Below are 11,924 nucleotides of genomic sequence, written 5' to 3' on the forward strand. Positions count from 1 at the left end.
TTAGTGGGCTCCCGCTTTCAATTTTAGACAGACTTTACATATGGAAGTCTATATACTGAGAACCATCTCCACGTCATAGGCAGGTAGATTCTAGTAGAGAACAGGTTCAGGCAGGTGATGAAGCATGGTCGTTTATCTCGATCTGATTTTTTTGATGAACCTGCTGATCGACGGAAGTCTTCTGGCCGTAACAGCGTGGATGCGGAAACGGAAAGTCGTCGTTTGGCGGCTGTTGCTTTCCGCGGCGGTCGGGGCGTCCTACGTAGTTATGATGTTCTTGCCCGAACTGTCGTTTCTGTTCACTTTTTTGGTGAAATTTCTGTTTTCCGTAGTCATGCTATGGATCGCCTTCGGTTTTGGCAGTCTGCAAAACTATTTGCGGAATTTAGGGGCATTCTACATCGTCAATTTTGCGGCAGCCGGTGGAATTTTGGGGATACATTATTTGCTCCAGAGCTCCGGCGACCTTTGGAATGGAATTTGGTATTCCGCTTCCGGGGGCATGGGATTCTCGCTGCAAATCGGTACCTTGTTTGTGCTCTTCGTTTTTTTCGCCGTATTGATTTGGTTCAAACTGGTGATTTCATCAAGACGAAGGCAGGAATTGATCTCCTCTTATCTTGCGGAGGTAAAGGTCCGGATCGGAGAGGCGGAGATTTGCTGCACCGGACTGATCGATACCGGCAATCAATTGACCGATCCGCTGAGCCGGCTGCCGGTAATGGTGATGGAGACTTCGTTATGGAGTGAATTTTTGCCGGGCTCCTTAAAAGGACTCGAGGCCGGGAGTCAGGCGGACAACCTTATTCTGGAATGGTCGGAGGATGAGGAGTTTCCTTGGCGGGACCGGCTGAGACTGGTTCCTTATCGCGGATTGAACAGAGGTTCACAGTTTATGGTCGCTTTGAAACCGGATGAAGTGACCGTTATGCTGGAAGGCCGGGAAATCAGGAATACGCGTGTCCTTGTCGGACTGGACGGGGGAAGTTTGTCTTCGGAAGGAGCGTATCGGGCCATCATTCATCCGTCATTAGCCGGGGAGGCCGAGGAGAGCGGAACGGATCGGAAGAGCTTCGGCAACGGGAAACCGGATCAAGGAGCGCGGTCTCACGCCGGTGTATGAGTCTGGGGTTAGGAACTTCATGAATACGGGAATGGAATATGGGAGGAAAAATAAGCCATGCGTGTAAAATGGAAAATGATGCTGCAGCTGCAGTACTACCGTTTATTATTTTTATTCGGACTGAAAAGCGAAGAAATCTATTATATCGGCGGAAGCGAAGCGCTGCCGCCTCCATTGACGCGCGAGGAAGAAGAATATTTGCTGCAGCGGCTGACGACCGGGGATGCCGCAATCCGGGCGATGCTGATCGAACGGAATCTCCGGCTGGTCGTATATATCGCCAGAAAATTTGAGAACACGGGCATTAACATCGAGGACCTTGTGTCGATCGGCACGATTGGACTTATCAAGGCGGTCAACACGTTTGATCCCGAGAAAAAAATCAAGCTCGCGACCTATGCGTCCCGCTGCATCGAAAATGAAATATTGATGTATTTGCGCCGGAACAGCAAAATCCGGACAGAAGTATCCTTCGATGAACCGCTGAATATCGATTGGGATGGAAATGAACTTCTTCTTTCCGACGTACTAGGGACGGAGAATGACACGATATACCGTAACATCGAGGAACAGGTCGACCGCAAGCTGCTTCATAAGGCGCTTGATAAGCTGAGCGAGCGTGAACGGATGATCATGGAGCTTCGCTTCGGCCTTGTCGACGGCGATGAAAAGACGCAAAAAGACGTAGCGGATTTGCTTGGAATTTCCCAGTCTTATATTTCGCGTCTTGAAAAAAGGATCATTAAACGGCTGCGTAAGGAATTCAATAAGATGGTGTAGCCCGGAGCGGGCATGAACTTTTTTCAGGAATAAAAATACAGTCCCGGGAGATAATGATCATTAATGTTTCTCCTTGGGAGGTAGACTTGATGACCCGAAACAAAGTCGAGATTTGCGGGGTTGATACCGCAAAATTGCCCGTTCTAACCAATGCGGAAATGCGTGAATTGTTCCACTCTTTGCAGCAGGACCACGTAAGATCAGCCAGAGAAAAGTTAGTGAATGGCAACCTCAGACTCGTACTGAGTGTCATCCAGCGGTTCAACAATCGGGGGGAGTTTGTGGACGACCTGTTCCAAGTCGGCTGCATCGGACTCATGAAAGCCATCGATAATTTTGATTTATCGCAGAACGTCAAATTTTCGACCTATGCGGTGCCGATGATCATCGGGGAAATCCGCCGTTACCTCCGGGACAATAACCCGATCCGCGTATCGCGGAGTCTGCGGGACATCGCTTATAAGGCACTGCAGATGCGCGACAGCCTGACGAACAAAAATTCCCGGGAACCGACGATTTTTGAAATATCGGAGGCGCTCGGTCTTCCGAAGGAGGATGTCGTATTCGCGCTCGACGCTATTCAAGATCCGGTATCCCTGTTCGAACCGATCTACCATGACGGGGGCGATCCCATCTATGTCATGGATCAGATCAGCGACGACAGGAATAAGGACGTCTCGTGGATTGAGGAGATCGCCCTGCGGGAAGCGATGCAGCGGTTGGGACGACGGGAGAAGATGATTCTGTCGATGCGATTCTTCGAAGGCAAGACCCAGATGGAGGTAGCTGACGAGATCGGCATCTCCCAGGCTCAGGTATCCAGGCTCGAGAAATCCGCCATCCTACAAATGCAGAAGCATGTAAAGTCGTGAACTCTGCAAGGCCCTTCGGGGCCTTTTTTTCGTCATTGGGACAGGGGAGCGAGGAAGGGCTGCCGTTTTCTTTAACATCTTGTCGGTAGGCTTTAATGTTTTGAAGCTGCCGCTCATATAGTATAGGGATAGCATTCGGCAGTCAGGGGGCGATGATGGATGGACAATGTGGTCAGAGCAAGCATGAAGATATCGGATTTTCAAACCAAAGACGTCATCAATGTGGTGGACGGCAAGCGGTTAGGGCATATTAGCGATCTTGAGCTGGATTTGCGGCAGGGCGTGATCGAGGCGATCGTCGTACCGGCAAGCACCAAGTTTCTCGGGCTATTCGGAAACGGAACCGATCTGATTATTCCCTGGAAAAATATCGTGAAGATCGGCTCCGACGTCGTCCTCGTCAAGATGGAGGAATTGAGGGAATCCCGGATACAGCCTTCTTATGAGACAACGGTTTATATCGACCGGGATGGGCGGGCCGATCGCCGTTAATGGCCGTATAACCGCAGGGGACTCCCGAGAGGCAGATGTGTTAAACTGTGGAGAGACAAACATCAGGGGGAGATGGATGATGGAGCCGTTTATTTGGAATCCTAGACAGGATATTCCTGAACAATATGAACTAAAGGTATGGGAGAGCCTTGTACCGGGATTAAGCGCAGGGTTCTCCGGCCGTGCAGGTGGTGTCGGGGAAGCACCGTACGATAGTCTGAATTTGGCGTATCATGTCGACGATGATCCCGAAACGGTGCTGGAGAATCGGAGAAGACTGGCCGGTGCTTTAGGTTTCCCGGCGGAAACCTGGACCTGCGGCGAGCAGGTGCACGGCGTGGACGTCGCAGTCGTCAGGGAAGAGGATATCGGAAAAGGGTTCCGCGACCGGGACAGTGCATTTCAGGCAACTGACGGTCTCGTAACTAACGTTCCTAATGTGCTGCTGACTTCTTTTTATGCCGATTGCGTCCCGCTCTATTTCGTTGATCCCGTACACCGGGCGGTAGGTTTGGCACACGCGGGCTGGAAAGGGACTGTTGGCCGGATCGCAGAAGCGGTCATCGCCAAGATGGAGCAGGAATACGGAAGCCTCAGGAGCGATATCCGGACGGCGATCGGCCCATCCATAGGGGAGTGCTGCTATGAGGTGGATGAGCATGTGATGGGGAAAGTCCGGGAGGCCTTCGCGGGAATTCCAAGAGAGGAATGGGAGCCGAAAATTGCGGTTTCCTCTGTCCGGGAAGACCGAAGCATGCTGAACTTGAAAGAAATGAATCGAATTATTATGATAAAAGCAGGAATATTGCCGACACATATCGAATGTACATCTTGGTGTACAAGCTGTCAGAGCGACCGGTTTTTCTCTTACCGTAAACATAACGGGGTGACCGGGCGAATGGCCAGCTGGGTTGGTTTGAAAGAGAGGTGATCCCTTCTTGTCACTTAAAGAACGGATACAGCATGTAGAAGAACGGATCTGGGCGGCCTGTGACCGAAGCGGAAGAAATCCCGGGGAGGTCACGGTTATCGCCGTGACCAAGTATGTGACAACCGAGATGACCCGCTCCGTCCTGGAGAGCGGAATTACCCATTTGGGAGAGAATCGCCCGGGTGTGGCGGTGCCGAAATGGGAGGCGCTTGGCGGACAAGGAGTCTGGCATTTTATCGGCCATCTCCAGAGCAGAAAGGTCAAGGACGTCGTAGGGAAATTTCAATATATTCATTCTCTGGACCGGCTTTCGCTGGCCCAGGAACTGGACAAGCGCGCCGCAGCGGCGGGCGCCACGGTCAACGTGTTTTTGCAGGTCAACGTTTCCGGAGAGACTTCAAAACAGGGGATTACCCCGGGAGAAGCCGAAGCCTTCCTTCGCGAAGCGGAGCAGTATCCTCATATTCGGATTATCGGACTGATGACGATGGCACCGGAGGAGGAAGATCCCGAGCGGACAAGACCCGTATTCCGCAGGCTGCGCGAGCTGAGGGATGAGTTGAACGCCAAGGGCGTGACAAAGGAGCCCATTACGGAATTGTCCATGGGTATGTCGGGCGATTTTGAAGTGGCGATTGAAGAAGGGGCGACCTGGGTGCGCCTCGGTACTCTTTTAGTAGGGAAAGGGGAAGAGACGTAATGGGAGTAATGAACCGGTTCATGAACTTCTTGGGCCTGCAGGAAGAGGAAGAAATCGTGGAACGCGAAACTTTTCCGGGACAAGATGAGCCCGAATTTGAAACCCCGAGCTTTGAAACCCGTAGAAACCAGAAGGGAAGCAACGTGGTCAGCATTCATTCGCAAAAAAACGTCAAGGTGATTCTTTATGAACCGCGCTCTTATGATGAAGCGCAAGAGATTGCGGATCATTTGCGTTCTCACCGGAGTGTCGTAGTCAACCTGCAAAGGGTTCGCAACGACCAGGCGATGCGGATTATCGACTTTCTGAGCGGCACGATTTACGCGCTGAGCGGCAGCATTTCCAAGATTGGCGGCAATATTTTTCTGTGCACGCCGGATACCGTGGAAATTCAGGGAGCGATTACCGAAATACTGACCGAGGATTCCGATTACAACAGAATGAGGTGAAGACAGCTTGGGAAGCGGCACAATCGAAAGTATTGTTAATTTGTTGTTTAATATTTATTTTTATATGATTCTTATTTACATCCTGATGTCTTGGGTGCCTAACGCACGGGAGAGTTTCATCGGCGATCTGCTCGGAAAGCTGGTTGAACCTTATCTTTCTCCTTTCCGGCGGTTTATTCCTCCGCTGATGGGAATGATCGACTTCTCGCCAATCGTGGCCTTGTATGCGCTACGTTTAGCCAAAGTCGGCCTCATCGCCGTGCTGGGTTATATTTTTGGCATATAGCGTGGATCGACTATGAGACCAGACATTTATGAACATTTTAAGCCGGAAGAACGTCCGTTTGTAGATCGGGCCTGGGAATGGGTTGTAAACGCCGGGGATTATCATGAAGTCAAGCTTACCGACTTTTTGGATCCGCGGCAGAGCTTCATATTGCAAACACTGGTCAACCGCCATCCTGATGCCGCTCTGCGGTTGGACGGCGGTTATAATGGTGCAGAGCGGCAGCGTGCTCTCGTGGCCCCGGATTACCGGGACTTGGACGAGGAACCGATGCGGATGAAAGTAATGAGCATTACCTCTGATGACCAGAGACTGGCCTCTTTGCAGCATGGGGATTACCTCGGAGCCGTGCTCGGGCTTGGGCTTAAGCGGGAGAAAATCGGTGATATTCACGTTCGGGAGGACGGCTGCCATGTCATCGTCGCGGAAGAAATATCCTCCTTTTTAAGCATGAATCTGCACCAAGTACACCGGGTTGGCGTTATGACCGATATCATGGATTTGGATTCACTCAAAACGGCGGAAGCCGAGCTTGAGCCGCTGGATCTGACGGCGGCTTCTTTACGTTTGGATGGCATCGCCGGCGATGTTTACCGGCTTAGCCGGAGCAAGGTGCTGGTGCCGATCAAGGCCGGACGTTGCCGGGTGAATTGGAGGACGGAGGAGGATCCGTCCAAAATGTTGAAGGCGGGCGACATCGTCGCTTTGCAGGGCTTTGGACGTTTCAAGGTGCTCGAATGTGATGGCATGACAAAAAAAGGCAGACTCCGTGTAAAAATCGGTAAATTTGTATGATCTCTTTGCAGGAGATCGGCAATTCTTGTCGAAATTAACTACCTACGCATAAAATGAGAGTTCTGGAGACAGGCTTCCCGGAGGGGAAGGTTTAAATATAATAGGAGGTGCGGATCATGCCACTAACACCGCTGGATATACATAATAAGGAGTTTTCGAGACGCATTCGCGGCTATGATGAAGACGAAGTGAACGAATTCCTCGACCAGGTCATCAAAGATTATGAAATCGTGATCCGGGAGAACAAAGAGCTGCACAATCAGCTGTTCTCGCTGCAAGAGAAGCTGGATCATTTCTCCAATATTGAAGAGACGCTTAGCAAGACGATCATAGTCGCGCAAGAGGCGGCCGATGAAGTGAAGAACAACGCGAAGAAAGAAGCGCAGCTTATCGTGAAGGAAGCCGAGAAGAATGCGGACCGGATCGTTAATGAATCGCTCTCCAAATCGCGCAAAATCGCAATGGAAGTCGAGGAGTTGAAGAAGCAGGCCTCGATCTACCGCGCCCGTTTCCGTACGTTGGTGGAAGCCCAACTGGACCTCTTGAGCCACGACGGGTGGGAGTCACTTGAGAACCGCGAGCGTTCTTTCGAACAAGAACGTGAACGTGAACGCGACCGTGACCGCGAAGTGAAAGAGATTTATTAGTAAAAATTCAATCTGCGTCGATTAGGCTGCACTTAGGTTGACATTCCCCTGGGAAATAAGTTATAAATAATAACATATTGTAAGTTGTGTTTGTGAATTCCCTATATTGATTTGATGATGGGAACCAGTACGCGGCGATGTTGTCCCCCAGAGAGTTGGCATTTGCTGAAAGCCAATGTTCAAGACGCCGACGGAAGATCGTCCCGGAGAAGCCTAGCTGAATTTCCGCAGGGAAAGCGTAAGCTATGCCGGCAGCCGGCCGTTATACCGGACCCATATGAAGCGTATGGGATCAAGGTGTCATGCTGACTACGGAGATGTATTAACCGTGACCGGCTTGAAACAAGGGTGGTATCGCGAGGTCAAGTCTCGTCCCTTTTGGGACGGGGCTTTTTTGATTTTACAAGAATTTTGTTGAAGGGAAGTATCAGGAATGAAAAAAGTCGATATCAAAGAACAGGCCCGCACGCGCGACCTGCGTATCCTGGACAAATGGAACAGCGAGAATACGTTCAAGCGCAGTATCGAAAACCGGGAAGGCCGCCCGAACTATGTGTTCTATGAAGGACCTCCGACCGCTAACGGACTTCCTCATATCGGTCACGTGCTGGGACGCGTCATCAAGGATTTTGTCGGCCGTTACCAGACCATGAAAGGATACCGTGTTGTTCGTAAAGCCGGATGGGATACGCACGGTCTTCCCGTCGAGCTTGGCGTTGAGAAAGAATTGGGCATTTCCGGCAAGCAGGAAATCGAGAAATACGGGATTGAGGAATTCGTTAAAAAATGTAAGGCCAGCGTATTCGGCTACGAAAAACAATGGCGTGATTTTACCGAAGCGATCGCTTACTGGACCGACCTTGATGATCCGTACATCACACTCGACAACAACTACATTGAGAGCGTGTGGAACATTTTGGCTACCATTCACGAGAAGGGCTTGCTTTACCGGGGTCACCGGGTCAGCCCGTACTGCCCTTGCTGCCAAACCTCGCTTAGCTCGCATGAAGTGGCTCAAGGTTACGAGGACGTGAAGGACCTGAGTGCGACCGCAAAATTCAAGCTCCATGATACAGGCGAATACGTACTTGCCTGGACGACTACGCCTTGGACTTTGCCGGCTCACGTTGCCTTGGCCGTCAATCCGGACATGGAATATGCCAAAGTAAAACAAGAGGATGGCGTATACATCGTCGCCAAGAACCTTGTCGAAAAAGTCATGAAGGGCGACTACACCGTGGAATCGGTCGTTAAGGGATCCGATCTGGTCGGCAAAACTTATTCGCCGCCTTTCAGTTACATCCAAGCGGATAAAGTAAACGTCATCGTAGGCGCTTCGTTCGTAACGGATGCCAGCGGTACCGGTATCGTTCATATGGCTCCGGCACACGGGGAAGACGACTACAAGACCTGCCGCGAAAACGGGATCAGCTTCGTCAGCGTCGTGGACGGGCAAGGCCGTTATACGGATACGGTTAGCGATTTTGCCGGACGCTTCGTTAAAGATTGCGATCTGGATATCGTAAAAATGCTGTCCGAGAAGGGCACACTATACAGCAAGGAAAAATACGAGCATAGCTACCCGTTCTGCTGGCGCTGCAAATCTCCGCTGCTGTATTACGCAATGGACAGCTGGTTCATTGAAACGACAGCGGTCAAGGATCAATTGATCGCCAACAACAACTCCGTGACTTGGTATCCAGGGCATGTCCGGGAAGGCCGGTTCGGAAAGTTCCTGGAGGAACTGGTGGACTGGAACATCAGCCGAAACCGCTACTGGGGTACTCCGCTTAATGTGTGGGTTTGCCAAAGCAACGACTGCGGGAAGCAGTTCGCGCCGCATAGCTTAGCCGAGCTTCGCGCTCATGCGGTAGGAGAGGTCAGTCCGGAGCTGGAGCTTCACAAACCGTATGTGGATGAAGTGAAAGTGAAATGTCCTCACTGCGAAGATGGGATCATGGAACGGACGAGCGAAGTGATCGACGTCTGGTTCGACAGCGGCTCGATGCCTTTCGCTCAGCATCACTATCCGTTTGAGAACGAAGATACCTTTAAGGACCAATTCCCTGCGGACATGATTTGCGAAGGGATTGACCAGACACGGGGCTGGTTCTACAGCCTGCTGGCCGTATCCACCCTGTTTACGGGTAAAGCGCCTTACAAGGCCGTTATCGCAACCGGTCACGTACTGGACGAGAACGGACAGAAGATGTCCAAGTCGAAGGGCAATGTTATCGACCCTTGGGATATCATCAAGGAGTTCGGCACAGATGCATTCCGGTGGGCGTTGCTTTCCGACAGTGCACCGTGGAACAGCAAGCGCTTCTCCAAGGGTATCGTGGCGGAAGCGAAATCGAAAGTGGTGGATACGCTGGTTAATACCCATGCCTTCTTGACGCTGTATGCCGGCATTGACGGCTTCAAGCCGGAAGAGCATGCATTCCGCCCATCCGCGAATAAGCTGGACCGCTGGATCCTGTCCCGTTTGAACAGCCTGATCCTGGTCGTAGACAAAGGATTGGCCGTAAATGACTTTGTGAATACTTCCAGAGCAATCGAATCTTTCATCGACGAGCTGAGCAACTGGTATATCCGCCGGTCGCGCGACCGTTTCTGGGGCAGCGGCCTGGGCGAAGACAAAGTATCCGCCTACCAGACGCTGATCAACGTGCTGCTCTCGCTGTCCAAGCTGATGGCTCCATTTACGCCGATGCTGTCCGAAGATATCTTTACGAACCTGGGAGGCGGAGAAAGCGTCCATCTGGCAGATTATCCGAAGGCGGACGAATCTCTGATCGATCTTACGCTGGAAGCGGATATGGAAAGCGCGCGGCAAATCGTTGAATTGGCCCGTAACGTCCGCAACGAAACCGGCATCAAAACCCGTCAGCCGTTGTCGAGCCTGATCGTATCCATGGATCGTGATGTGGCTTTGAACGAGTATGAGGAGATCATCAAGGAAGAAATCAACGTGAAGGCGATCGAACTGGAGACCAGCGACAGCGGGTTTGTTGATTTTACATTAAAGCTGAACCTCAAAGTGGCCGGGAAGAAGTACGGCAAGAACGTCGGCTTTCTGCAAGGCTTTCTTAAAGGTATGGCTGCCGAGGAAACCCGTAAAGTCGTGGAGAACGGCAAAGTGAACGTTACTTCTCCTGAAGGTGAGGAATTGTCTGTTACCGCAGAGGAACTCCTTGTCGAAAAACAGGCGAAAGCGGGATTTGCCTCCGCATCCGGGTACGGGATTACCGTTGCGCTGAATACCGACATCACTCCGGAGCTGGAGCAGGAAGGATGGGTGCGTGAGGTGGTTCGCGCCGTACAGGACACACGTAAAAAGCTCGATCTTCCGATCGAAAAGAGAGTGCATTTGACCTTGGATGTCGACGACGAGCTTAAAGCTGCCATCCAGGCTTTTGAACAGGTGCTGCGGGAGAACGTGCTCATTACGGACGTAACCTTTGGAACCGCGGAAGGCCAAGGAGAAACCGTAGATTTGGGCGGTAAAAAAATCGGAGTTTATATTTTGGCATAAAGGAAGTTCCGCATAAAGGAATAAGGTTAATCCGTTGTATGGAGCGCAAGTCCAGCGGTCATACTAGGATTAACCAAGAAGAAACGAGCTTGGGTGAGGCATTCTTTCATTTCGAAAGAGTCCGCCCGGGCTCGTTTCATTTTTGCGGAGGTGCCGATGAAGCGTCGAATAAAGAACGGTAAAACTAAAATCGAATCACCGCCGGAAGACCCTCAAATGCCGATTCCCCAGACGCCCGAAGAGCAGATGAGCGCCATTTACCGGCTAACATTGAGCTGGACCAGGCAGTTGGAAAGATCCAGAATTGCCGAATACACGGAACTGCTAAACCGGCCATGGCGTCTAATTTGGCTGAATTTGTTATCCGGCACGGCAAGAGGGGTCGGCATTGCGATCGGCTTTACTTTTTTTGCGGCAACGATCATTTATGTCCTTCAGGTACTGGGCGCGCTTAACCTGCCGATTATCGGCGATTATATCGCGGACATCGTACGGATCGTACAAAGACAGCTTGAACTCAATACTTATTAGATCCTGTGCCCAAAGAGTCCTCGCTATCCAGATGTTCCGTGGCCTGCATATGCTTTCTGTATAATCCGTTCCGGTAAAAAACGACGTTCTCTCCATAGATGTCGGTCGCGACAAATGTTTCATATGGCTCGACAAACCCGTCAAGCTCTTCCGAGGCTTCGATTTCCATGTCGTTGTAGTCATCGATTTCGTTATCTTCGGCAAGCGCCGGCGAGTTGGATGTCCCAAAGCCTTCGACGATTTGCCAAGCGTCCTCGCCGTCAAAGCCGTTCTGATCCTCATGCTCGTCAAGGCTCGTACGGCCAAAAGGTGGTGCCAGAAACAGTTCCTCGATCGGCCGTTTTGCTGAAACAAAGGATTGAGGGCTATCATCAACGCAGTAAGCCGTTTCAGGTACGGCCTTCAGGCGTTCGAAGCTGATGGGCTCTTTGCAAGTTTGACAATATCCGTAAGTCCCTTCGGCCATCCGGTCCAGGGCTCCGTTGATCCGGGTCAGCCTCAGTTCATCATGCTCGTTCAATGCCAGGTCTTTGCCGCGTTCAAACATTTCGGTTCCGATATCGGCCGGATGGTTGTCGATGGAGGACAACTCGCTCGTGTTATCCCGCAGGGAACCGCGAAGTCCGTAATGATCCTTTTCCTCAAGCATTCGATACGTTTCGTCACGGGCCGTTTCAAGGTCCGATTTCAGCTCCGCCAGTTGCTGCTTCGTCAGGTGTGGCATGGAAGGTTCTCCTTTCCGGAAAAAATCGTTTGGGTATTTTGCCGTAAAGCTATTTTGCG

At 51.4% G+C, this 11,924-nt stretch carries 13 protein-coding genes and 1 other annotated feature; of the genes, 12 read left to right on the forward strand and 1 reads right to left on the reverse strand.

The window, feature by feature from the left end; genetic code table 11:
• Positions 1-124 precede the first annotated feature (124 nt).
• The 12 genes from spoIIGA to KJS57_RS03945 all read left to right on the forward strand — a co-directional run bounded on the left by spoIIGA (position 125) and on the right by KJS57_RS03945 (position 11,141).
• A complete protein-coding gene (spoIIGA, locus tag KJS57_RS03890; protein WP_213653852.1) occupies positions 125-1,123 on the forward strand; it encodes a sigma-E processing peptidase SpoIIGA in 999 nt (332 codons plus the stop codon).
• Between the two features lie 57 nt (positions 1,124-1,180).
• Entirely contained in the window at positions 1,181-1,903 is a 723-nt protein-coding gene (sigE, locus tag KJS57_RS03895; protein WP_211019786.1) for an RNA polymerase sporulation sigma factor SigE, read from the forward strand.
• Between the two features lie 89 nt (positions 1,904-1,992).
• A complete protein-coding gene (sigG, locus tag KJS57_RS03900; RefSeq protein ID WP_211019785.1) occupies positions 1,993-2,775 on the forward strand; it encodes an RNA polymerase sporulation sigma factor SigG in 783 nt (260 codons plus the stop codon).
• A gap of 159 nt (positions 2,776-2,934) precedes the next feature.
• Positions 2,935-3,267 carry a YlmC/YmxH family sporulation protein gene (locus tag KJS57_RS03905; protein ID WP_244861389.1) on the forward strand — a complete coding sequence of 111 codons (333 nt, stop codon included), beginning with the start codon at positions 2,935-2,937 and terminating at the stop codon, positions 3,265-3,267.
• 79 nt (positions 3,268-3,346) lie between these two features.
• Positions 3,347-4,198, forward strand: a complete 852-nt coding sequence (pgeF, locus tag KJS57_RS03910) for a peptidoglycan editing factor PgeF (RefSeq protein WP_213653853.1) — start codon at positions 3,347-3,349, stop codon at positions 4,196-4,198.
• Between the two features lie 7 nt (positions 4,199-4,205).
• A complete protein-coding gene (locus tag KJS57_RS03915) occupies positions 4,206-4,898 on the forward strand; it encodes a YggS family pyridoxal phosphate-dependent enzyme (RefSeq protein ID WP_213653854.1) in 693 nt (230 codons plus the stop codon).
• Positions 4,898-5,347, forward strand: coding sequence for a cell division protein SepF (locus tag KJS57_RS03920; protein WP_211019782.1), 450 nt, complete (start codon positions 4,898-4,900; stop codon positions 5,345-5,347). The genes KJS57_RS03915 and KJS57_RS03920 overlap by 1 nt, the downstream gene beginning before the upstream one ends.
• A 7-nt stretch (positions 5,348-5,354) precedes the next feature.
• Positions 5,355-5,633, forward strand: a complete 279-nt coding sequence (locus KJS57_RS03925) for a YggT family protein (protein WP_280520356.1) — start codon at positions 5,355-5,357, stop codon at positions 5,631-5,633.
• A 12-nt stretch (positions 5,634-5,645) separates the two neighbouring features.
• Positions 5,646-6,428 carry a YlmH family RNA-binding protein gene (locus tag KJS57_RS03930; RefSeq protein WP_213653855.1) on the forward strand — a complete coding sequence of 261 codons (783 nt, stop codon included), beginning with the start codon at positions 5,646-5,648 and terminating at the stop codon, positions 6,426-6,428.
• A 116-nt stretch (positions 6,429-6,544) separates the two neighbouring features.
• Entirely contained in the window at positions 6,545-7,075 is a 531-nt protein-coding gene (locus KJS57_RS03935; protein WP_211019780.1) for a DivIVA domain-containing protein, read from the forward strand.
• Positions 7,076-7,180: 105 nt separating this feature from the next.
• Positions 7,181-7,455: a binding site (T-box leader), on the forward strand.
• A gap of 53 nt (positions 7,456-7,508) precedes the next feature.
• Positions 7,509-10,610 (forward strand): isoleucine--tRNA ligase, encoded by a 3,102-nt coding sequence (gene ileS / locus KJS57_RS03940; protein ID WP_213653856.1) that lies wholly within the window; start codon positions 7,509-7,511, stop codon positions 10,608-10,610.
• Positions 10,611-10,826: 216 nt separating this feature from the next.
• A complete protein-coding gene (locus KJS57_RS03945) occupies positions 10,827-11,141 on the forward strand; it encodes a DUF5665 domain-containing protein (RefSeq protein ID WP_211020220.1) in 315 nt (104 codons plus the stop codon).
• On the opposite strand, the gene KJS57_RS03950 is transcribed toward KJS57_RS03945, so the two are convergent.
• A complete protein-coding gene (locus tag KJS57_RS03950) occupies positions 11,128-11,865 on the reverse strand; it encodes a TraR/DksA C4-type zinc finger protein (RefSeq protein WP_211019778.1) in 738 nt (245 codons plus the stop codon). The two genes, KJS57_RS03945 and KJS57_RS03950, sit on opposite strands and share 14 nt — an antisense overlap.
• Positions 11,866-11,924: the final 59 nt, after the last annotated feature.

Origin of the sequence: Paenibacillus vini (assembly GCF_018403325.1) — a bacterium.
Classification (GTDB): Bacteria; Bacillota; Bacilli; order Paenibacillales; family Paenibacillaceae; genus Fontibacillus; species Fontibacillus vini.